Annotated in this window: 18 protein-coding genes; 6 read left to right on the top strand and 12 right to left on the bottom strand. The window is 66.2% G+C overall.

Going from position 1 to position 22,366, the window contains the following annotated elements; genetic code table 11:
* Nucleotides 1-288: 288 nt before the first annotated feature.
* Nucleotides 289-750: a GMC family oxidoreductase gene (locus tag IT540_RS05355; RefSeq protein WP_291174237.1), complete on the top strand. Its 462-nt coding sequence runs from the start codon at nucleotides 289-291 to the stop codon at nucleotides 748-750.
* Here IT540_RS05355 and IT540_RS05350 read toward each other — a convergent pair.
* Genes IT540_RS05350 through IT540_RS05330 form a run of 5 tightly spaced genes read right to left on the bottom strand, consistent with a single transcriptional unit; the run spans nucleotide 747 to nucleotide 7,529 of the window.
* Nucleotides 747-1,883, bottom strand: coding sequence for a glycoside hydrolase family 5 protein (locus tag IT540_RS05350; RefSeq protein WP_291174235.1), 1,137 nt, complete (start codon nucleotides 1,881-1,883; stop codon nucleotides 747-749). The two genes, IT540_RS05355 and IT540_RS05350, sit on opposite strands and share 4 nt — an antisense overlap.
* Nucleotides 1,801-2,691: a glycosyltransferase family A protein gene (locus tag IT540_RS05345; RefSeq protein WP_291174233.1), complete on the bottom strand. Its 891-nt coding sequence runs from the start codon at nucleotides 2,689-2,691 to the stop codon at nucleotides 1,801-1,803. Before IT540_RS05345 ends, IT540_RS05350 begins: the two co-directional genes overlap by 83 nt.
* Nucleotides 2,679-3,992, bottom strand: a complete 1,314-nt coding sequence (locus IT540_RS05340) for a polysaccharide biosynthesis protein GumE (protein ID WP_291174230.1) — start codon at nucleotides 3,990-3,992, stop codon at nucleotides 2,679-2,681. The genes IT540_RS05345 and IT540_RS05340 overlap by 13 nt, the downstream gene beginning before the upstream one ends.
* Nucleotides 3,992-5,842 (bottom strand): WecB/TagA/CpsF family glycosyltransferase, encoded by a 1,851-nt coding sequence (locus tag IT540_RS05335; protein WP_291174228.1) that lies wholly within the window; start codon nucleotides 5,840-5,842, stop codon nucleotides 3,992-3,994. Before IT540_RS05335 ends, IT540_RS05340 begins: the two co-directional genes overlap by 1 nt.
* Nucleotides 5,843-5,867: 25 nt before the next feature.
* The gene (locus IT540_RS05330) at nucleotides 5,868-7,529 is read right to left on the bottom strand and encodes a GNVR domain-containing protein (RefSeq protein WP_291174226.1); all 1,662 of its coding nucleotides are present in this window, start codon (nucleotides 7,527-7,529) and stop codon (nucleotides 5,868-5,870) included.
* A gap of 284 nt (nucleotides 7,530-7,813) precedes the next feature.
* On the opposite strand from IT540_RS05330, the gene IT540_RS05325 reads away from it, so the two are divergent.
* Genes IT540_RS05325 through IT540_RS05315 form a run of 3 tightly spaced genes read left to right on the top strand, consistent with a single transcriptional unit; the run spans nucleotide 7,814 to nucleotide 11,144 of the window.
* Nucleotides 7,814-8,530, top strand: a complete 717-nt coding sequence (locus IT540_RS05325) for a sugar transferase (RefSeq protein ID WP_291174224.1) — start codon at nucleotides 7,814-7,816, stop codon at nucleotides 8,528-8,530.
* Between the two features lie 47 nt (nucleotides 8,531-8,577).
* Nucleotides 8,578-9,606 (top strand): phosphoribosyltransferase family protein, encoded by a 1,029-nt coding sequence (locus IT540_RS05320; RefSeq protein ID WP_291174222.1) that lies wholly within the window; start codon nucleotides 8,578-8,580, stop codon nucleotides 9,604-9,606.
* A 53-nt stretch (nucleotides 9,607-9,659) separates the two neighbouring features.
* Nucleotides 9,660-11,144, top strand: a complete 1,485-nt coding sequence (locus IT540_RS05315; protein WP_291174221.1) for a lipopolysaccharide biosynthesis protein — start codon at nucleotides 9,660-9,662, stop codon at nucleotides 11,142-11,144.
* 3 nt (nucleotides 11,145-11,147) lie between these two features.
* Here the strand turns inward: IT540_RS05315 and IT540_RS05310 are convergent, their stop codons facing one another.
* The gene (locus IT540_RS05310; RefSeq protein WP_291174220.1) at nucleotides 11,148-12,161 is read right to left on the bottom strand and encodes a glycosyltransferase family A protein; all 1,014 of its coding nucleotides are present in this window, start codon (nucleotides 12,159-12,161) and stop codon (nucleotides 11,148-11,150) included.
* Nucleotides 12,151-13,446, bottom strand: a complete 1,296-nt coding sequence (locus IT540_RS05305; protein ID WP_291174218.1) for a polysaccharide biosynthesis/export family protein — start codon at nucleotides 13,444-13,446, stop codon at nucleotides 12,151-12,153. The genes IT540_RS05310 and IT540_RS05305 overlap by 11 nt, the downstream gene beginning before the upstream one ends.
* A 401-nt stretch (nucleotides 13,447-13,847) precedes the next feature.
* Between IT540_RS05305 and IT540_RS05300 the strand changes: the two genes are divergently transcribed.
* On the top strand, nucleotides 13,848-15,653 hold the full coding sequence (locus tag IT540_RS05300; protein ID WP_291174216.1) for a polysaccharide biosynthesis tyrosine autokinase: 1,806 nt from the start codon (nucleotides 13,848-13,850) through the stop codon (nucleotides 15,651-15,653).
* On the opposite strand, the gene IT540_RS05295 is transcribed toward IT540_RS05300, so the two are convergent.
* The gene (locus tag IT540_RS05295; RefSeq protein ID WP_291174214.1) at nucleotides 15,650-16,858 is read right to left on the bottom strand and encodes a glycosyltransferase family 4 protein; all 1,209 of its coding nucleotides are present in this window, start codon (nucleotides 16,856-16,858) and stop codon (nucleotides 15,650-15,652) included. The two genes, IT540_RS05300 and IT540_RS05295, sit on opposite strands and share 4 nt — an antisense overlap.
* Nucleotides 16,859-17,110: 252 nt before the next feature.
* Nucleotides 17,111-17,428 (bottom strand): hypothetical protein, encoded by a 318-nt coding sequence (locus IT540_RS05290; RefSeq protein WP_291174212.1) that lies wholly within the window; start codon nucleotides 17,426-17,428, stop codon nucleotides 17,111-17,113.
* A gap of 249 nt (nucleotides 17,429-17,677) precedes the next feature.
* On the opposite strand from IT540_RS05290, the gene IT540_RS05285 reads away from it, so the two are divergent.
* The gene (locus tag IT540_RS05285; RefSeq protein WP_291174210.1) at nucleotides 17,678-18,388 is read left to right on the top strand and encodes a hypothetical protein; all 711 of its coding nucleotides are present in this window, start codon (nucleotides 17,678-17,680) and stop codon (nucleotides 18,386-18,388) included.
* 101 nt (nucleotides 18,389-18,489) lie between these two features.
* On the opposite strand, the gene IT540_RS05280 is transcribed toward IT540_RS05285, so the two are convergent.
* The 3 genes from IT540_RS05280 to IT540_RS05270 form a co-directional block, all read right to left on the bottom strand.
* On the bottom strand, nucleotides 18,490-19,206 hold the full coding sequence (locus tag IT540_RS05280; protein WP_291174209.1) for a LuxR C-terminal-related transcriptional regulator: 717 nt from the start codon (nucleotides 19,204-19,206) through the stop codon (nucleotides 18,490-18,492).
* A gap of 58 nt (nucleotides 19,207-19,264) precedes the next feature.
* Nucleotides 19,265-20,620, bottom strand: coding sequence for an HlyD family type I secretion periplasmic adaptor subunit (locus IT540_RS05275; RefSeq protein ID WP_291174207.1), 1,356 nt, complete (start codon nucleotides 20,618-20,620; stop codon nucleotides 19,265-19,267).
* A 27-nt stretch (nucleotides 20,621-20,647) separates the two neighbouring features.
* Nucleotides 20,648-22,366 (bottom strand): type I secretion system permease/ATPase (locus IT540_RS05270; protein ID WP_291174205.1); only part of this gene is annotated, 1,719 nt, incomplete at its 5' end.

The following is a 22,366-nucleotide window of genomic DNA, read 5'->3' as shown; positions in this document are numbered from 1 at the left end:
GTGCGGATCGGGCGCAGGCACGCAAGCGCACGGATGGAACAGGGACGCATCTCATCCGGTTCACGAGGCCACACCTCCATCCAGGCCTGTCGGCGCGAGCCGCAAGAAGCTCCGGAACACCTGTCGCATGTTGATCGACGCGCGCTCGCTGCCGGACGAAATCTGTCTACAAGGCGGTCATGCTGACGAACAGCCCGCCGCTGCCGGCACGATCCCTCCTGAGCGTGGTCTCGGCTCTGCCGGCGGCGTCGCTGGCCTACGTCGCGTCGCTGACGCGCCACGGCGCTGGTGCGCCATTTCCAGATCCAATCGGTGCTGGAGCCGTTGCCCGATCGCGACAATCGCGTGACGCTTTCTGAACAGCGGGATGCCTTGGGTTTGCTCCGTCCGCGGCTTATGTGGCGCATCGGGGAGATGGAGCGGCGGACACATCACGCCGCGCTGCGCGTACTCAAGGATGGAATCGAAAGGTGCGGCCTGGGCTATGTGCAACTTGGCGAGCAGCATACCGCGCGCGCGTGGCACACCCTTGTCCTGCCGTTGAACCACCACATGGGCACCACGCGCATGAGCACGAACGCGCGCCAGGGCGTGGTGGATGCCGATTGCGGCGTTCATGGCTATGGCAATCTGTTCTTGGCCGGGAGCTCGGTGTTTCCGACCGGGGGCCGGCCAGCCGCCGACGTTCACGATCGTCGCCCTTGCGTTACGTCTGGCGAACGCGGTGACGGCCGCACTGCGTTGAGTTAACCGCTATGTACCCGCCGCGCATGCTCGGCGAGGATCTCGGTCTGCTTTCGCGCTCTGCCGTCTTTCGCAGGCTCGAGATTCAAGAAATAGTCCTCGGGCCACCACGATCCTCCGGCCCACGCCGCCCAGCCGAGCCAGACGTCGGCGTTGTCCTCCAGAGTCCGGCAAAGGTCGCGCAGAGCGGCAAGCGAGCGCTCGTTGTCGGCTGCACCGAACTCTCCAAGAAACGCCTTGAACTGATGCTCCCGCGCCCAGTCCTGAAAGGCGCGGATGCGCTCGGAGCCGATGGTCGCGCTCACGGCCTCGGGCGACGTCCCGGAGGAATCGCCATCGAGGTACTGGTGAACCTCGAACGCGAAGTTGTCCGCGGGGTCGGCGATGGCGCGCATGCGCACGTTGCCGGACGAGATCCACGAATGCGCGCCAGCATAATCGATGCCCGGCACGAGGATCAGGTTCGACGCCTGCGTCTCGCGGATGCTCTTGACTGCGGCATCGGCGGCCGGAAGCCACGCGTCGACCGCTATTCCGGCCGGCTCGTTCATGAGCCCGAAGATCGCGCGTGGATTGCCCTTGAACGCCTCGGCCAGGCGGCGCCAGAAATCGGCGAAAGTCTCTGTCGGCACGGCATCCGTGCCGATGAAATGCTCCCGCGCCCAGTTGTCGGTCTCGACGCGCCGGCGCGCGTAGTTGTGCGGGTCGATGATGACCGATTGGCCTTTGGCCGACGCATGCGCGACGACGGCGGCAAGCCGAGCCTGCTCATCGGTCGCAAGGGCCTCGCCGAGCCTGGGCTGCAGCCGCTCCCAACGGAACGGCACGCGAATGACGTTGAAGCCGAGGCCGGCGTAGTAGTCGATCGTCGCGGGCGGCGGATAGGCGTAGTCGAACGTGTGGCGCCCAGGAACTTTGCCGAACTCCGCGCCGGCGAGGTTGACGCCGGCAAAGGCAAGCCTTGTCGGCGCGGCCGCACGCGCACCCCTCATCCCTGGCCCGATGCCGCCAAGCGTAAGGGCCAGGCCTCCGCCGAGCACGGTACGGCGTGTCGGCTTATGCCCCATGCGCATCTCCTGGTAGCCGTGGCCCGTGCGCGGAGCGCCCGGTGGACCGGCCGAGCGGCGCCGCGTAGCCACGCATCGATCCTACGAAACAGGTATAGCGGTGCCGCGCACCTTCAAGGTCGCCCTTGGCCATGCGCAGGCAGCCGCCGATGACGGTGCGCACGTTGCGGGTGAGGAACAGGGACGGCCCGAGACCGTGCAGGCGCGCGACGCGCCCGAACCCCACGGAGTAGGCACGCACCCGCGCGAGGGTCTCCGTCACCTGGTCGTGGCGGACAAGGAAGCTGCGGTCGTAATAGCCGCGATGACCGCGCTCCAGGCACCGCAGCAGGAAATCGCTTTCCTCGCCGGCCTGGAACGGCGTGCTGGCGCCGACGCCGAGCGTCTCGTCGAAGCCGCGGACCCCGGTCAGGACCGTGCGCCGGATGAAGATCGTGTTCGAGTTCCCGGTGCCGAACACGTTGTCCCGCGTGATGGGGCCGCTCACGGGCCAATAGCGGTTGACGCTGTCGGCGCCGCTCGCATCGACCGTCCGCCCGGACAGGAGGTCGATCTCGGAGCGCGAGGCGAAGAAGCGGTCGACCGACTCCAGAACCCCGCGGTCATACCAGCAGTCGTCGTCCGGAAAGCCGATGCTCTCGCCCTTGGCCCGCTTCAATCCGGCGTTGCGCCCTCGCGAAAGCCCCTTCTCGGAGCGGATGCGGACCAGCGGCAGGACCGAGTAGGCATGCAGCACGGAGTCGAGGTAGTCGCCCGCGTTCTGGTCGACGAGGATGATCTCGAACGGCCGATGGGTCTGCTCCGCCAGCGAGGCGAGCAGCCGGCGCAAAGGCTCCGTGCGGCCGAGCGTGCAGACGATCAGCGAGATCATCGTGCCCATGAGCTGTCCTCCCTTGGCGCGAGAATTTTCCTCTCATCCGCGTTAAGAAATCGGCGGTTCACGCTCCGCAGCGAAGCGGCCTGCAGAGTGCCCTGGATGAACCACAGCAGCGCCCCGGTCTTGATGGTCAGGAACGAGTAGCTGACCATCATGGACAGCGCCAGATAGAGGGAGAGCCCGTGCGTGAACCGCACCTGCTCCGCCGTATCCTCGCGCGCGCCCCAGCCAATGTAGGCCCAGATCAGCAGCAGGCCCGGCAGCGACTGCGTCGTGATCAGGTAGGCGACCCCGCTATCCATGGCCTTGAAGATGAACTCGTTGGAGAGACCCAGGATCTCGGGCACGTCATAGCTCATCAAGAGCTTGACCGTGTGGGCCAGGCGGCCCGGAAAGTCGTCGCTTCCGGGCTTCAGGTCGGCGCCGATGACGAGCGCGAACACGAAGGCCAGCGTTGCTGGCAGATAAAGCACGGCGCTCCGCGGCGGCAGCCAGGTCGCGATTATGCACGCGACGATGATGAGCGCGCAGGTCGCCGTCGCCAGCCGGCCATCGCAGCCGACGAGCATCGCCGCCGTGGTGAGGGTCAGATACGCAACTCCCGCCGTGCCGAGGCGCCGGAAACACGAGCAGACGAAGACCGTGACGATGCTACAGTAGTTTCCGAGCGAGACCGGCTCCAGGAAGATCGACGACATGCGCGGCGCGTCGACGAACGAGAAGAACCGCTCGTTGGGCCGCGTGGCGCTGATGAACAGCTCGGAGTTGGTATTGTAGAATTCGTCCAGCTTGTTGCCGCGCGTCTTGATGTAGTAGTCCTGGATGCGGAGCAGGTCGGAATAGGCCTGCGGAGCCAGGGCCTCCAGCAGGAATACGGCGAACACGATCGTATGCAGCGCGATCACCGTGCGCGCGAGCTGGCGGTCGTCGGACGCCATGCCCAGCATCATGAACGTCGGGATCAGGATCACGTCGCGCAGCAGCTTCGGGTCCGGCGCCGCCATCAGGAGGCCGCGAAACACGGCGAACAGCGCCAGCGCCGCCATGAGGGCGAGCGACGGCGCCATTTGCGGTCGCCAGGCGAGGAGCGCGAGGCCCATGGCGGTCGAGACAAGTGCCGCTTCCGTGACGATCACCAGCGCTGTCGGCACGGGCGCGATGTGCGCGTTGAAGAAAGCCAGGCCGGCATTGAAGCCGACGCTTCCGATCAGGACCAGGGCCGGCGCCAACTCGAACCCTGCGGCGCCGCGTGGGAGCGGGGTCGCCGGATAGACAAGCAGGCTGGTCTCGCCGGTTGGCCGCATCAGGGCGCGAGGCCGGTATGCCGGTCGCCTAAAACGTGACGCATGAAGACGAAGCCTCCGAGGATGTAGCGGGAGAACAACCGACGCGGCTCGCGCGTCAGCCGGTACACCCACTCGCAGCGCAGGCGCCTGACCCAGGGCGGCGCGCGCGGTACACGACCGGCCGTGAAATCGAAAAGCGCGCCCACGCCCATTTGCAGCCGCGCTCCCGTGGAAATGCCGCGGTTGGCGATCCAGAGCTCCTGCATCGGGTTGCCGAGGCCGACCAGCAGCAGATCGGCCTTCACCGACCGGATGATGCGGCAAAGCTCATCGACCTGCTTCTCGTCGCGGAAGTAGCCGCCGCAGGTGCCGATGATCTGGTGCTGCGGCCACGTGACGGCGAAGCGGCGCGCAGCCTCGCTCACGACGTCGGGCCGCGCCCCGACGAGAAAGATGCGCAGCCGATGCTGCGTGCGGCTCAGGTAGTAAGGCACGAAATCGGTGCCGTTGAGATTTTCGGGGAACGGCCTTCCGAACTTGAGGCGGCTCGCGATATCGACGCCGACGCCGTCATTGAGCACGAGAAAGTTGCTGAGCGCGCGTCGGAATGCATTGTCCTGCTTGGCCAGCGTCAGGGTGTGCGCGTTGGCGAACGCGACCTTGATCTCGCGGCCGCGCTCGAGCTCGCCGTCGATCTTCTCGACGGCCTCGGCCCGCCGCATCGGCTCGAAGGCGACGCCGAGGATGGTCCGCCGCTTGAGGCCGAGGATGCGCTCGTACTCCCCGCGAAAGCGCTGCTCCGTTTCCTCCCAGCCGTAGCGCGTGACGGACGCCATCGCTTGTGCACGCAATGCGTCATAGCGTTCGGCTGCGTCCGCGATGGCGGATGCGATCACATCGGCCGCTTGCCCTGGATCGCCGAAATCCGCGAGATGGCCGACACCTGCGTCGGCCACGATCTTCTCGAAGGTCGGGATGCGGTTGACGATCGGCACCAAGCCCGCGGACAGCGCCTCCACAAGCGCCAGGCCGAACCCTTCATACTCGGATGCGCTCACGAAGAAGCTGCAGTCTCTAAGGGATCGCGCGATGGCGTCGTCGTCGAGACCGGTCTTGATCTTGACCGAGCCCTCGCGCAGAAGTCTGTCATACTTAGTCTGCAGGCGCGCGAGCGTGCCGTCGGAATCGTTGCCGATGAGCTGCAATTCGACCGCCGGCAGCCGCGTTTTCAGGATCTCGAACGTATCGAGCAGACGCTCGAGCCCCTTGTGGGAGGCAATGCGGCCGAAGCACGCGAGCGACGGCTTGAGCACGGGCGAGGACGCGCCCGCGAACTTGGCGATGTCGACGCCATTGTCGATCTGCTTTAGGCGGTCTCCGGCGACAGGCCGGAACGTCTCCGCGTCCGCTGCGCTGCAGGCGAATACGCGCTTGTAACGCCCGAGCGCCGCCCGCGTAACGGTGCGGAAATAGACACGTTTGGCTCCTTGGGCGAAGCCTGTGTGAAAGAAGCCGCCGTGCGTCGACAACACGAGCGGCTTGCGATGAACCGGCGCCAGCAGCGCAAGGTAGTCGCAAAAGAAGTCGACGCCGTGCACGTGGATCAGGTCGTAGGGCTTGAGATGGCCCAGCACTGCGGGAGCGATTGGATACCTCTTCGAGCCGAGATAGCCGATGCGCCGCACGGGAACACCGTCAACGAGGTCGCGCTCCGGAAGCCAGTCGCTCGGGTCGCGGAACTCGCGATCGAGCGTCAGCACGTCGGCATCGAGTCCGCTTCGTCGCTGCTGAACGCTCAAGGCGTGAACCACGCCCTCAAGGCCGCCGACCGCGGGGTAAAACTGGCGAACGACATGCAGAACGCGCATCTGGACCCCTCCTCTTCATGCACGACTAGGCCATCACGTCTCGTCCAAGGGGCGCCTTGTTGATGATGACGCCCACCAGCCGTTCCGAGATCACGGTCGATTTCAGCGCCGCCCGCGTCGCCGCGGCGGACGGCGTGCGGCCCCACTCCGTGACCAGGACCAGCGCGTCGAAGACGTCGGCTGCTGCCTGCACGTCGGCGTGGCCCAAGACGTTCGGAAGGTCGCAAACGATGCAGTCGTAAAGATCGCGCGCCGACCCGATCAGGTCGCGCATGGCGGAAGACCCCAGCAGAACCGCCGGGTGCAGCGGCGGCTCGGCCGCGCACTCGCCGAGAAAATCGAAACCAAGCTCGTTCTGCGTCACAGACTCGGACAGCGCGGCGCGGCCTTCGAGCGGCGGCAGCAATGTCCCGCGCGTCAAGCTGAGGCCAAGAGACGGCCGATGCAGATTCGCGTCGATCAGGAGCACGCGTTTGCCGTTCTCGGCCTCGAGCACCGCCAGGTTGAACGCGACCGTCGATTTGCCTTCGCCCTGATACGCGGACACGACGCCGATCACCGAGGAGTCGGGCGGGCACACCTCGTTGACCGCGATCTTGATGCCACGCAAAGCGTCGCCGCGGTCGTGCAGCAGGAGCGGCGGGGCTTGCTGTGAGGCGGGAAGCAGGCGGCGTCCTTCCACCAGCGGAACGATCCCCAACGCGCGCAGACCGATATCGCGCTCGATCTGTTCCAGCGAGCGCACCGGCCGCGCTATGTACTCCTTGCGCACGGCGGCCGCGATGCCGATCAATCCGCCGGCGCAGGCTCCCAGCAGCAGTACGAGCGGGACGTTCGGCGTGCTCCATCGCGTCGGCGGCAGGGCCTCGCTGATCACGCGTGCCTCGCTCACGGGAGACGCCTGCTCCTCGACGGACTTGGTGTAGCGGTCGAGAAGAGCCCTGTAGATCGAGCGATACGCCTGCGACTGGGACTCGAGCGAGCGGACCTCGTCGTCCGGCGGCGTCTGCTTCCGAGCCTCGCCATCCTTCAGCTTGTCGATGGCCTCCGATGCCGCCGCGGATTTTTCGCGCACGCGAGCGATATGGCCTTCCAAGCGTGCACCGGCCTGCTCGACGCCGCGTGCCTGAATGCGAGCCCGATAGTCGACGTAGGCAGTGGCCAGCGCGTTGGCCACTGCCGCCGCCTTCTGAGGATCGGTGGAGGTGAAGGATACGTTGGCCACGAAACTGCGGCCGGAGCGCCGCGCGCTGGTGGCATTTTTGAAGTGGGCGAGCACAGCGTCGCGATCCACCGAGGCCGTCGCCGGCGCGGAGCACGGGTCTCCAGCGCCAAAGAGTTGATCGAGCAGGCCGTGCGACTCGCACGCTAGCGTCGCGTCGCTCCAAAGCCCGAGCTTGTCGATCACCGACCGGGCGAGGTGATCGCTCCTCAGCGTCTCGATCTGACTTTCGACGAGCGCGGTGCTTGCCGCCGCCGCACCGACCGAGCTCACGCCGAGCAGCAACTCCGCCGTTGCGGTGTAGCGGGGCCGCGCGAGGAGCAGCCCGGTCGCCGACACGGCAAGCGCGATGACGATCCACGAAAGGATGGTTGCCTTGCGCCACCGCAGCGCCTCCAGCAGAGGCGGCGTGTGCGGGCGGCCGAACTCGTGCACCGCGCTGGTGCGATGCACAATTCTGCTCATGTCTCTTATAAAAACGGGCCTCGACATGGAGCCGCAACGTCACCTCGTAGCGTTGGTTCCCGCCGTGCTGCACAAGCGAAGGGCATCTTGAGGTGAAGGCGATTACATGAGGCCGTAAATTCGGTTAGCACGCTTCTGCGCTGCGGCGAAACGGCTCACATTTGACTCCTCGCAGCATTGGAACCTTTGGGTGCGCCTGACCTTTTCTGCTCACAGTGCGGCGCAATATTCGGCGCGCGTCGAAGTTCCGACTCGTGTTCAGCGGCGGATGAAGGAGGGGTGGTATGTCGGTGCTGAGTATAGCCAAGCGGAGAATGCATTCCGGATTGCAGAGCGTCCGTCATTTTTCGGCGCCGAGCTGGACATTCACGGTCGATGCGCCAGCCTCCGATCTCAGCGTCGGGCTTGCGTTCAAGCGCGCTCTCGATGTGGTCGTATCGACAGCCCTGCTGCTCGCGCTGTCGCCGGTGCTGGCGGCCATCGCGCTTGGGATCCGGCTCACGTCGGATGGCCCGATCTTCTTCCGCCAGCAGCGCTATGGGCTGAACAGCGAGCCTTTCACAATTCTTAAGTTCCGCACCATGTTCGTCAGCGACATGGATACATCGGGCGTCAAGCAGACACGGGCGGGAGATCCGCGAGTAACGCCGCTCGGACGCTTCCTGCGCCGCACGAACCTCGACGAGCTGCCCCAGCTTATCAACGTGCTGCGCGGAGACATGTCGCTCGTCGGCCCGAGGCCGCACGTGCCCGGCATGCTCGCCGGCGGCATGCTGTACGAGCAGCTCGTACCCGCCTATTTCGATCGGCACCGCATGCGCCCCGGCATGACGGGGCTGGCGCAGATCAACGAGTTGCGTGGCAGCACCACGGACGCCAAGTTCGCGCGCGCGCGCGTCGCCTACGACCTCGCCTATGTCGAGCACTGGTCGCTGCTGCTCGACCTTCGCATCTTGTGGACCACCTTCCGCACCGAGGTGCTGCGCGGCACCGGCGACTGAGCGCCCGACGCCGTAAACGCCAACGGGATCCAGCCGCGGAGACCTCGATGCACTATCGTTCGGTTGCCGACCTCAACGACGACATCATCGCGGGCCTTGCGCGCGTTCCGCCCGACGTTGACCTCGTCGTGGGGATCCCGAGGAGTGGCCTCCTCGCGGGCACCCTGGTGGCGCTGGCGCTCAACGTTCCCGTCACGGATGTCGAAGGCTTCATGGCAGGCCGCATCCTGTCGGCCGGCCGCACGCGCCGGCGCGACCTGTTCGATGCCGATCCGCGCCACGCGCGCCGGGTGCTCGTCGTCGACGACAGCGCCGACACGGGGCAGTCCATGCGGGAAGCGCGCGAGCGTCTGTCCGCGGCGTTCCCCGAGATCCCGTTCAGCTTCTGCGTCGTCTATGGAACGTCGCCGACGTGCGCGGGCATCGACCTTATCCTGAAGGTGGTCCGCCAGCCCAGGCTGTTCCAATGGAACATCATGCACCACAACATGCTGGAGCGCTGCTGCGTGGACATCGATGGCGTCCTCTGCGCGGACCCCTCGGAGGAGCAGAATGACGACGGCGAGCAGTATCTGCAGTTCCTGCTCAACGCACCGCCGATCCATACGCCGACACGGCGCATCGGCTGGCTGGTGACCAGCCGCCTCGAGAAATACCGCAAGCAGACCGAGGCGTGGCTTTCCGGGCGCGGTATCGACTACGGCGCGCTCGTTATGCTCGACCTTCCGTCGCGGGAGGCGCGCCTCAAGGCGCAGAGCCACGCGACGTTCAAGGCCGAGGTCTACGGCCGCACGTCGGGCGCGCTGCTGTTCATCGAGAGCGAGCGCGAGCAGGCGCAGGACATCTGCCGACTCGCCGGCAAGCCGGTGCTGTCGCTCGGCTCGCAGGAGCTGTTCACGCCAGAGCCGCTGTCCACAATTGCGCTGGCGCAGCGCCTGCGCACGCTTCCCACGCGCTACAAGACACAGCCTCTGTCGGCGCGGACGGCGGCCAGGCGCCTCGTCGGCAGCGCGCTGCGCTCGACCGTCAGCCCCAAGGTCTACGACGCGCTGAGGACGTTGGGCCGCCGCGGCTAGCCGATCCCGCGCCGCGCCGTGCGCGAACGCGTCAACGCCAGAAAGGTCAGGACATGGTCGCAGTCCCGCACTCTGCTCCGGCCGGCACCAGGGGAGAGACTGCGAAGAACGTTCTCTTCATGGGCGCGGCGCAGGCGTGGCGCGTGGGCATTGGCTTCGTGTTTACGGTCATCACGGCTCGGCTGCTCGCACCCTCGGACTTCGGCGTCGTCGCCATGGTAGCGACCGTGACGGCGCTTGTGACGATGATCCAGGACCTCGGTGTCACGCAGGCCGTCGTCCAGCGCGACCGGATCGAGCAGGGGCATCTGAACGCCCTGTTCTGGCTCTCTGCCGGGTTGGGCGCGGTCTTGGCGCTCTTGCTTGCGCTCAGCGCGCCGGCCGTCGCTGGATTCTTCGCCGAGCCGCGGCTCGAGGGTCTGATGATCGCATTCGCCGCGCCGATCGTCGCCAGCGGCTTCCAGGCCATCCCGTTTGCGCTTCTCAACCGCCGCATGCGCTTTGCCGAGCTTGCCGCGGTCGATGCGTTGGCGGCAGCGGCTAGCTTCGTGGTCGGCATCGGGCTTGCCTGGCAGCTCGGAAGCTACTGGGCGCTCTACGCGTCGGCATGCGCCACTGCGCTCGTGATGCTGGTTGGCTGCTGGTGGCGAAGCGGATTCCGTCCCGGCAGGGCGACGTTCGACCGCGAGACCCGCGCCATGATCGGCTTCGGCTCCGGCGTGACGGGCTTCAACCTCGCCAACTATTTCTCGCGCAACGCCGACAACGTCCTGATCGGCAAATACTTCGGCGACGTCGCGCTGGGCTTTTACGACCGCGCCTACCGCCTGCTGCTGTTTCCGCTCTCGCAGATTCACGCGCCGATCGGCCGCGTCATGATTCCGCTGCTGTCGCGCAACCTCTCCGATCCGGAGCGGTACAGGCGCTCCTACATGGAGTGCGTGTCGCTGCTCCTTGTCGCCACGCAGCCTCCCATCCTGTTCGCCACGCTCTATTCCGAGGACGTATTCCGCATCCTGCTCGGCGAGCGCTGGCTCGCGTGTGCGCCGATCTTCGCCTGGCTGGGCCTCGCCGGGCTGCATCAGGTCGTGACGTCGACCGTCGGCTGGCTCTACATCAGCCAGGGGCGCGGCGCCGGCTTCTTCCGCCTCGGCCTGTTCGGCGCTGTCACCACCGTTGCCTCGTTCGTGGCGGGCCTGCCGTGGGGGCCTGTGGGCGTCGCCGCTGCCTACGCGATCTCCGATTATGTCATCCGGCTTCCGGTGATCTGGGCGAGCGCAGGGCGCGAAGGACCGGTCACCGCCCGCGACCTGTGCACGATGGCCGCCCCCCACGTGCTGGCGACGGCGACTGCCGCGACTGTGCTGCTGGCCCTCAAGCCGCTCGCGGACATGCCCGACGCACTGACGTGCGGTATTCTCGTTGGGTTGAGCTACGCCGTCTATCTGGGCTTCCTGGTGCTCTTCCCCGAGAAGCGCGGCTATCTGTTCCGCAACGCCGAGTTTATCCGCGCGCGGGTCCGTGCCAGATGGGCCTGAGTATCACGCCGCGGAGCGCCGGAGCCGGAGCCTGCTGCGCAACCCGTTCATGAACTCAAGCGACTGCTCCATCCGGCGCCTGTAGGTCAGATAGTCGGGTGACGTCGCTCCGTGCCACAGCATGGCGCCAACCTGCCGGAAGCGCTGCGGCTCCGCCCACAGCACATACCGGCACAGCCTGCGGAAGGACTTCCACTTGTTCCTATTGCAGCAAACGTCGGCGAACGTCAGCGCCAGCATCACGCGATCTCCGCCGAGATCGCGGCCCTGGCGGATATGCGATTTCCAGATATAGGTGTGGCCAGACTGACGCTTGCGTCCGTCGCCGGAGATGCAGTCGCGCGTGTTGAGGCGGTAGAACACGTGAGGCGGCGTTGAGATCAGCACGCGTCCAGCGTGTGCCGCGCGCAGCCAAAGGTCCCAGTCCTGGCAGGATTTGAGCTGCTCGTTAAATCCGCCGATGGCCACGAACGGTTCGCGCTTGACCGTCATACAGGAGCATGTGCCGAGAAAATTCTCGGTCATGAGACCGCCTGCCACATCGGCTATGCGCTCCTTCCGAGTCGGGGACGCGCAAATCTTGTCATCGATGACCAGAACATGGTTGGAGGCGACAGCCGTCACGCCATCTCCACCGGCGGCAATGAGTGCGTGCTCGGCGGCAAGCTTGTCCGGATGCCAGTAGTCGTCGCTGTCGAGAAAGGCGATCCATTCGGCCGTCACGGCCTTGGCGCCGCGGTTGCGCGAGGCCGTGGCGCCCAGATTGCGCGCGTTGACGAGCACCTTAACGAGAGGGCTCCCAATGGCCCTGACACGCTGGACGGTGTCGTCGGTCGATGCATCGTCGACGACGATGATCTCCTTCGCGGCAACGGTCTGGCGCAGGACGCTCTCGATCGCCTCGCCGATGGTCGCCGCACGATTGAACGCCGGGATGACCACCGCGAAGTCGATGCCGTCTGCACCGCGTAACTCCTGCGTGCCAAGCGCGACGGACGTCTGGGGCTCAGGGTGCATCCGCATCCGCCTTGCGTCGGCTGGCACTCGGAGCGGCGGATGGCGCGTCCTCCACGATCATCCGCTTCTGCAAGGCCACGTCCACGACATCACCCGGCAGAAGCTCATGCTCCTGGTTGGCGGCGATGGGCTCGCCACCCTTGCGATGGATGATGATCTCGGGATCGGAGCCCTTGCCTCGCACGAGCTGCGAGCGGACAAGCCCCGTGTAGACCAGCTTGTCCCCGACGGCCTGCAGCTTGGCCCTGGTGGTCGCCAGTTTGACGTTGGCCTCCTGCAGCTCGAGCAGGACGCCTTTGCGCCGCTCGTCGTCGAGCTTGTCGAGCTTCATCTGCAATTCGTCGCGGCCGCGCTCCGCGCGCCCCTTCTCCACGATGGTCTGCAGATAGCGCGTCGACGAGAAGAGGATCGTCCGGCGCGCGTCGACGACACGGGTGATCGGCAGGGTCTGCTTGTCGAACAGGCCCTTCCCGCGCGTGTATTCGGAGATGTCGGCGTCGACGCCCTCTTTCTCGCGCCGCTGCTGGTCGGCGAGGATCGCGATGCGTGAGTCCTCCTTCTTCAATGCATCCTCGAGGTAACTGCGGTTCTTATGATGAACGGCATTGCTGGCGGCGAGCTGCTGGTCCTCGATCTCCACGATGCGCGCGGCCAGCGTCTCGGCCACGGGCGTGTCGCGCAGGGCCTTGCGGTCGAGCGTGGCGGCGTTCTCGAGCTCCGCCTCCAGTCGCTTTACGATGGCCTGCTGCTTGGCGAACTCCGTCCAAAGCGACTCATAGTCGCCGTGCAGGTCGGCCTGCTCGAGGAACGGGTTCTCCATGCGGAAGTGCATGATGTCGTAGCCGCCGGCCAGCGCGATGGCCTGGCGGACGGTCATCCCGGGGCGGAACGGCTGCTCGCCGGGCTTCGAGACGTCGCCGTTGACGTAGATCGGTCGGTACTCGGCGATGGTCACGACCACCTCGCCGGGGCCGACCATGAGCGGGATCTCGCGCCCGTCGTCGCTCCTGCGGCGATAGACCTTCGTCGCCAGCTCGTCCTGAAGTTTGGCTTGGAGCTGCCCGAGTGTCAGCCCCGCCACCTCGACATCGCCGATCAGCGGCAGGCCGACCGCTCCGTCGAGGCGGACCGTGGCGCGCGTTCTGAGATCTTGTGTCGCAACGGTCGAGAACTCGATCGTATCGCCCGGAGCCAGACGATATTCGCTCGCCGATGCGACCGACGCGAAAAGCGTCGACGCCGCTATCGCTGCAACGATGCGAGCGCGTCCGCTCCAGGGAGCCATCCTCGCGGGTGCGTCCGCGTAGCGCACCTTATGCAGCTCGATTTCAAAACCTCTTTCAAGGCTGCGCGGCGCGCTGCCCCTCCATCTGCAGCGCCGCTGGAGTAGTGCGAGGCAGGGCCCGAGATTGGCTGCAATCCGTTGTTTCACAGGCATCAGGAAACCCCCGTTTCCGTTACCGACCATGTCTAAGCTGTTGCAGTGCACGCGTTGGCTAACGCTTTTTCTCCGGGTGTGTTCCCATGGTGCATTCAAGGAGTTGGCTCCAAGCGATGGAACGCGGAGCCGCGATATTGCGTTGGCTCGGTTGCGATGCAGCACGGTCTCGGGCCCGCGGCGCACGCCCGTCGGCTGAGAGGGCCTTTTAGTGCGCGCATCCGGCGCCCGGCTTATTGGGGGACGCTATGCTTCACGTACCGACCGATCTCGCTCGGCATGCCATCGAGATCCGTGGCCAACCGCTACAGACGCGCTGGTCCCTTTCCGATCTCATCGACGTCATCCGCTGGCGGCGAAAGCTCATCGTGTGGGCGGTGGCCGCGGTTGTGGCGCCCGCGCTGGTGTATGTCGCCGTGACACCCCCCGCGTTCACGGCCTCGGCGGTGCTGATGACGGATACCAAACGCTCGCCCGCCTATGGCAGCGCCGGCACGCCCGACAGCAGCGTCGACATGGTCGTCGTGGAAAGCCAGAACGAGACGCTCAAGTCCGACAGGATCGCTCTGGCGGTCATCGACAAGCTGCAGCTATGGGCGGATCCGGAGTTCGTTCCGGACCGTCCGTCGCTGTGGACCTCCATCCAGCGTCTCTTCATGGGCGCCGCTGCCAGGCGACCCAAGCCCACGGACGTCAAGCGCCAGATCGCCGTCGGGAATTTCAAGAAGGGGCTGCAGGTAGAGCGCGCGGGCCGCAGCTACGTCTCGGTGATCTCCTTCACGTCGACGGATCCCGCGAAGTCCGCAGGCATCGCCAATGCTATCGGCGAGGCCTACATCGTCGATCAGCTCAGCGCCCGGCTGCAGATCGCGCAACGCTCCAGCGACTGGGTCGAAAGCCGCGTCAGCGAGCTCAATCAGCGCGCGAGAGAGACGGCCAAGGCTCTGGCCGACTTCAAGGCGGCGAGCGGTGTTTCCAGCGCATCGGTCGCAGGCACCAACGCCAACATGGCGCAATCGATGTCGGCGCTCCGCCTTCGCGAGCTCGAATCCGCGGCCCAGAGCGCCAGGACAACTTACGAGACCTTCCTCAACCGGTACACGCAGAGCATTCAGATCCAGCAGCAGGCGTTTCCCGTCACCGAAGCGCGCGTTCTCGCCGAGGCGATGCCGCCTCTGTCCAAGAGCACACCGAAAACGGCGCTGATCCTCGTGCTTGCGGTCGTCGCGGGGGGCACGCTGGGCCTGATCGGCGCCTTCGCGCGCGAGTATGGCGAGCGGCTCGTGCGCTCGCCGCGGCAGCTCGAGCGTGAGCTCAGAGTTCGGGTCCTCGGCACCCTGCCGAAGATCAAGCGTCCCATTTTTTCGCGCGGCGGGCCGCTGCCCGTGATGGAGGCGCACAAGTCCCCGGCTCTGTCCTCCAGCAAGCCTCGGCCGCTCGCCCTGGCCGGCGAGAGCTTGCGGGGCATCAAGGTAGCCTTAGAGCGCAACGCGAGCGAGCAGGGCCGCGTGATCGGCATCACATCGCCGCGCGCCGGTACGGGCAAGACCACGGTTGCCTACAATCTGGCCTTGCTCTCGGCGCAGGCCGGCAGCCGCACGCTGCTGATCGACGCCGACCTGCGCCGCTCGGTGCTGACCCGGAGCCTGACGCAAAAGGGCCAGCTCGGTTTTGGCGCGCTGATCGCAGGGCACGCCGATATTTCAGAGTGCATCGTCGAGCATCGCCCGTTCCTGCATTTCCTCGGCGAAACAGCGGCTCCAGGGGGTGCGCATCCGTCGGAGATTCTCGGTTCCGCGGCGATGGCCGCGACCGTAGACCGGCTGCGAAAGGCATACGACTACATCTTTATCGATCTGCCGCCTTTGCTCGACTGTGTGGACGTCCGGGCGTCTGCTCCGTCCATTGCGCTGTTCATCGTTGTGACTGAGTGGGGAAGAACCCCGGTCGAGGATCTCGACCGGGCGCTGGCGAGCTGCGATGCCGTCGTCGAGCGGTTGCTTGGCGTGGTGGTCAACAAGGTAGCCGCAGCCGAATTCGGGCGCCGTCACTAGCCGGTTGCGGCCGTTGCCGGCGACGCCGAGCGATCTCTGCAGAGGTCGCCGAGGAAATCCTCGAACGCGGCTCCTAGCCGCTCGAGGCTGTAGTCTCCCGTACGCTTCAGCGCGCCGCTTTGGAGCTTGGCGAAAAACGACCTGTCCTCGAGCCTGCGCAGGCAGTCGGCTAGCGCGCCATCGTCGTCTGCCGGGAATGTGAGGCCGCTCACGCCTGATTGCACGATCTCGGGCAATGCGCCCGAGCGCGCGGCGATGACCGGAACGCCATGCGCGAAGGCCTCGATGCAGACGCGCCCGAACGGCTCGCTCCACAACGATGGAACGACCAGGGCATCGATCCCTGGATAGAACGCGGCCGGATCGGCCCAGCCCAGGAATCGGTTCCGATCCTCCGGAAAGATGGCCGACACGCGGTCCACGTAGGCTTGCGGCCCATCGCCTGCGACGACATATCGGAACGGCGCGTCTTTCCCGAGCCGCGCGGCGGCGCGAGCGAGTGTCTCGACGCCCTTGTTCGGGGTGACCATGCCGATATAGCCGACCGTGATCGTCTCGCCCTTTGGCCGCGGCGCATCCCGCACCGGCCAGTCGATGGCGGCGGGGATCACTTTCTGCCGCGCCTTGGCGAAGTATCCGGCCGCGGCATGCAGATCGAGCATATGCCGGGATTCCGCGACCACGCCGTCGACGAGATGAGACAGAAGCCGCTTGCCGGTCGATGCGGAGCGGCACGACCGGCACTGCACCCCGCAATTCGCCCCGTCACGAAACATCGTGCCGCGCCAGCACAGCAGGAAATGACTTTGCACGGCATGGACCGTGGGAATGCCGAGCGACCGCGCCGCGAGCCAGGTTGCGACATTGATGTTCTCGCAACTGATCGTCACCACGATGTCGGGCCACACGTCGCCGATCACGCGGCGCATGCGCACGAGCGCCCTCGGATTGCCGTTTTCGAGCAAATGCCACGCGAGCTTCTTGTAGAGCGGATTTTTCTTCCAGTAGTCCCAGTAGACGTTGGGCGATGGCACGGTGCGGATCTCGATGCCGTCACGTACTTCGTGCGTTTCCTCGTCGTCGACGGTCACGACGTGCACGTCGTGACCCCGCGCGCGCAGGGCCCGCGCGATGCTCTCGGAAGCGGCTGGTCCCCCGCCTTTGCCCCGTGGTGGATAGGCCGCGCATGCCAACAGAATGCGCATGTGCTCCGCAATGCCCCCGGCCCGGGGCCACTTGTGTAGAGGATCCAAGGGCCGCGTCCCCGTTTCAGATCTTGGACTGAAGGTAACGTCAGTGCCTTGGTCCGGTTCCTGGAGCATCCAACGGCGGTGGGTGATGTCGCGGCTCATCGCGCCGGTCCCGCCCGCTGGCGCGGCAGCGGCCACAGGCAGCATTGCGGCCAAGGCGGTCAGGAGGTCGACCCCGGAGCCGGATTCCGCAGGAGCGATCGTTCTCTAGGATGCGTCGTCCGAAGCGTCCGCTGTCACGTGGCTCGCGGGCACGTCGAAAAGGTCCACGGCGTGCGTGAGATGCTCGAGCGCGGCGTCGAAATGGTCGAGGGCATCGTTGGGCAGCGAGGCAAGGGCGGCGTGGAGATCTTCGAGGTGGCCCTCGGCAGCGCCTTCGGAAGAGAGGATGTCGGCCAGGATCGGACCGGCCGCGAGTTCGAGATGAAACGCGTCGTCGGCCGCGACATCCAACGCTGCGGCGCTCGGGCCGGCAGGGGTGTCGATCGAGGTCGGCTGATCGGTCGTCGCGTCAGGTTTGTCCATTTCCCGGCTCCGGAAGAAACGGTCTGAGGCCCGGTATACGCGACGCACCGAGCATGAGAGTGAGATTGCACCCTGCATCATTAACAATTTGCGAACTTAGCACGCAAAGAGAGCCGAGCGCCTGTGGAAACGCCCACATCTTCGCGCGTTGAGCAGCGGTGGGCCCCTGTCGTTTCCGACAGTAGGCGGGGCCATGGCGCTGGGGCTAGGCTTGGCGCCATCAAGGTAGACGTCGCAACGGAGTGAGCCGTGTCCGAGGTGGATCCCCCGCAAGCCCGCTGGCCCGAGGAGCCGGTGCCCCTGCCGGGCGTGGTAAGCCCGGAGAACGGCCACAGGACCAACATCGAGCTCATGAGGCAAGAGCTGCAGGCGACCGTGAAGTGGACGCTTGCGCGCGAGGAGAACGCCGCAACCATCATCCTTCGCCTGTCCCATCGGGTCGATCAGGAGTCGGAGTTGGCGCAGACGGCACGCAGCTATGCCGCCAGGCTGAGGCTGTGCGTTGCGCGCATCAGCGCCCTGATGCCTCCTGAGCCTCGCGTTCCGGACCATGCCTCGGTCCTCGGCGCAGTTTCCGAGGCCGTCATTCAGTCGCTCGATGCGGACGATGCGGCGGCTGTGCTGATGAAGTTTCTCCGCCATCACGCCGAGACCGCTCCGGTCGTCCTGATGTCCGCAGGTGAGAGGCTGAACTCGAGAGGCTTCGAAAGGCTTTGGCAGAGAGCCGCGCGCGACCGCGCCAGGCTCGCAAAGTGGGTCGAGAACGAGCAGCAGCGCCAGGCCGCGAGGCTTGACGGCGGCTCCGCCAGCGAGGGTGGTGGTGAGCAGGCCCCAGCCAGCGTGCGCGAAGCCGTAGAAGGTCCAGGCTCGGACGACGAGGTGCGGATGGCATCCCCGACGATCGATCCGAACATTCCGAGAATTCGCTACAACCCAACCCAGATCGTCAGGTGGATGTAACGCCATCGAAAGGCTCCTCGCCTGGCGTGCGTGCCCAGCGTGGAACCCCCACGCGGCGTGTGCGGCGCGCGCGGGCGGGGAGCCGACTACTTCCTTCGGGCTCAGATGGAGATGAGCTGGGTCGCCACGGCCTTGGCAACGGCCTGCGTGGTCGTCGAGCAGTTGAGCTTCTTGCGCGCCGCGTTGAGGTGGAAGATGACCGTCCTCTCGCTGATGCCGAGGATCTTGCTCGCTTCCCACGCCGTCTTTCCGGCCGCAGTCCATTTGAGGCAGTCAAGCTCGCGGGCGGACATCAACAGCGAATCGAACGTATCGTGACCGTTGAGGCGCAGGATGTGGCTGTGGAAGTACTTCGCGAGAATGCGCAGCTCCGCCATCGACGGGCTCGACAGGAAATCTCCTTTGGCAAGCTCGCCCCCGGCCGCTGCTGCGAACACGGCGGTCTCGCCGCGCAGCGTCGACAGGCAGAACGACACCGCGCGCTGAGGCGCATCCCCGCCGGCTTCGTCCTCGGTCCGGAGCTTGAGCTCGATGCGCAGGCGCTCGTGCGCCATCCAGTCGACGGGCATGGCGTCGAGCAGCCCGAGCTCGGCGAGCTCATTGACGCCGAGCGCGGCAGTCGTGACTTTCTGGCGGATGCTGCTGTCCGAGTAGGCGCAGTGCACGAACTGGTTGGCCTTCGGGATGTTGATTGCGACGTACGATGCGGACGAAAGCTTGTAGAGCGACGTTGCCGCCTTCAGGAAGGCAACGCCCTCGTCGCATTTCTGGAGCCGTGGCTCCTTCTTCGTGACCTCGAGGAAGAATGACTCTAGCATTGGTGCCCTACCCGATTAGGCTGTCAACGCGATACAGTTTCGTTCGGCGCGGCGTCGCTCAGGTCTCGCGGAATGCACGCGAGAAGCTGTCGAGCACCGGCCGCATGATGTAGTCGAAGAAGGTCCGTTCCTCTGTCCTGATGAAGAGATCCGCGGGCATGCCCGGCGTCGGCTTGAAGTTCGGCACGAGCTCGGCCGACGAGCGGCTGTCGAGCTTGACGCGAACCACGAACGACGGTCCGGAGCGCGCCTGTGCGCCCATGGCGCGATCGCCGCTCTCCGTGATGGAGTCCGGCGAAAGATAGATCACCTGCCCCGGGATCATCGGTGTCAGGCGCTGGTTGAGCGCGGAAAGCCGCACCATCGCATCCTGCCCGTTGTGCACGTGGGTGATCTCGCGCGGGCTGATGCGGGCTTCGATCAGAAGGTCCTCGTTCATGGGCAGAAGCTCAAGGATCACGGCCCCCGGCGCGATGACGCCGCCAGCCGTGTTGAAGTTCAGCTTGACCACAGCGCCGTGCACGGGAGAGCGCACTTCGACGCGGTTCACGACGTCCTCGGCGGCGCGGAGCTGCTCCGTGATGTCGTCGAGCTCGGTCTCCGTCTGCCGCAGCTCCTCGACGGCCGCCTGCACCGCGGCTGAATGAAGGGACACGATCTGCTGCTGGGCCCGCGCGATCCGCTCCCGCGCGTCAGCGATCCGGCCAGACAGTTCCCCGAGCTCGCCGATCAGCGAGGCTTCGGCGCGCTGGATCGAGAGCATGTCGGTCTTGCGGGCGAGCTGGCGTGCGAGCAGGTCAGCCTTGTCCTTCATTTCCTCCTTGAAGAGCTGGAGGCGATCCTCGGCGGATTTCACCTGCGCCTCGTAGCCGCGAATGCCTTCGCGCAACCCGGCGATTTCCTTGTTTAGGACGTCCTGCTCGGCCGTGAGCTTCTTCCGGCGGGCGTCGAGCTCCACGGTCTGCCGCGTCATGAGGTCGGCAAGCTCGGTGTCGCCGCGCTTGTCGCTGAGCTCCTTGGGGAAGGCGATGGCCTCTGAACCGTCGATCTCGGCCTCTATCCTGGAGCGGATCGCGAGCAGCCGGTAGCGCCGGACCGCGAGGCGCGTGAGCCGCGTGCGTGCGGCGGTCTCGTTGAGGCGCAGCAGTACCTGCCCCTTCTCGACCACCTCGCCCTCCCGCACCAGCACCTCTTCGACGATGCCGCCCTCGAGGTGCTGGACGTGCTTGTTCTGCCCGGTGGCGACGAACGAGCCGGAGGCCACGACGGCGCCTTCGAGCGGCGCATACACCGCCCAGGTGCCGAACCCGACGGCGAGCAGCGCAAGGATCCCGAAGCCCCACAGGAACAGCCGGCGATTGGACCTCGGTATATCGCGGTGCCATTGATCGAGGCTCGGAAGTTCGGTCGACATGAGAGCGGGACCCCAGAATCGAATGCGTCAGGACGGTTGAGGCACAGCCGGCGCGGGCCGGGGGACATTGCCCGTTGCCTCCGCGCTCGCCGCAGCGTTTGCGCGCACCAGGCGATGCAGAACCTCGCTCGGCGGCCCGAAAGCCTCCATGCGCCCGCCGCGCAGGATGAGAACCTTGTCGACGAGGTTGAGCAGCGCCGGCCGCTGGGTGATGACGACGATCGTGACACCCTGGCTCTTGGCGCGCTTCAGCGTCTCGGCGAGCGCCTGCTCGCCAAGGGCATCGAGATTGGAGTTCGGCTCGTCCAGCACCACCAGGGCAGGATCGCCGAAAAAGGCGCGGGCGAGCGCGATGCGCTGCTTCTGCCCGCCCGACAAGGGCGCGCCGTTGCGGTCGAGAACGGTCTCGTAGCCGTTCGGAAGGTGCGTGATCATGTCGTGCACGCCGGCCACCTTCGCCGCCCGCAGCACGTCGCTGTCGGGAAGGTCTGAGCGCATGCGGCAGACGTTCTCGCGGATCGTTCCCGGGAACAGCTCCACCTCCTGCGGCAGGTAGCCGGTGAACTCGCCGAACTGCCGCCGGTCCCAGTTGCGCAGCTCCGTGCCGTCGAGGCGCACCTTTCCGGCCGTCGGGAACAGGCAGCCGACGAGAATGCGCGCGAGCGTGGACTTCCCGGACCCCGATGGTCCGACGATCGCCAGCGACTGGCCGGGCTTCAGATCGAAGCTGATGCCGTTCAGCACCGGCTCCTTGCTGCCGGCGCAGAGGTACAGGACCTTGTCGACGGTCACGCGGCCCTCGGGCTTGGGCAGCTTGAGGCGCGGCTTGTGCGATTCGAGCCCTTCGACCACAGACCTCACCTTGGCGTAGGCCTGGCGTGCCTGTACGAGGCTGCGCCAGCCCTCGATCATGCCTTCGAGCGGCTGCAGCGCGCGCCCCGCGATGATGGCGGCGGCGATCATCATGCCGCCGGTCAACTCGCCGTTGAGCGCCAGGTAGGCGCCGACGCCGAGCATCAGGATCTGCGTCACGAGGCGGACGAACTTCGACGAGCCGCTGATCCAGACGTTGCGCTCCTGGCCGTCGAGCTGCGCCTTCAGCGCCTCGGCCTGCGTGCGCCCCCAGTGCAGGATGCTCTCGTTCATCATGCCCATGGCGTTGATGACCTGGGCATTTCGGGCCAGCGCCTCGGCGTTGGCATCGGCCTGCGAGGCGTGCGAGCCCGCGGTCGAAAGCGGTTTGGCTGTTGCGCTGCGGTTGATCAGGGCAATCGTGAACAAGAGCGCGCCCGCCATGACGCAAAGCGTCCCGAGCGCCGGGTGGATGAGGAAGATGACGAGGAAGTAGAGCGGCGCCAGCGGCGCATCAAACAGCAGCAGCATCGTCGGGCTGGAGAGGAAGCTGCGCACCTGATGCAGGTTGCGCAGCGGCTGGATGTTGCCGCCTTCTCCGGTCGGCGCGCTGCTGATCACGCTGGCCAGCACCGGGCCGGCCAGGATGGCCTCCATGCGCATGGAGAGGCGGCCCAGCATCTGCCGCCGAATGATGTCGAGCAGCGAGAGCACGCCGATCAGACCGAGCGCCAGGCCGGACAGCATCAACAGCGTGTCGAAGCTGTGGCTCGTCAGCACCCGATCGGAGAGCTGGAACAGGTAGATCGGCATCGTCATCATCAGGATGTTGACGAATGCCGAGAAGAGGCCGACGGCGATGACCGTGCGCCGCGAGGCCTGCTTCCCCTCGGC

Source organism: Hyphomicrobium sp. (assembly GCF_020852195.1).
Taxonomy (GTDB): Bacteria; Pseudomonadota; Alphaproteobacteria; order Rhizobiales; family Hyphomicrobiaceae; genus Hyphomicrobium_C.
This window is presented reverse-complemented; position numbering and strand designations above follow the sequence as displayed.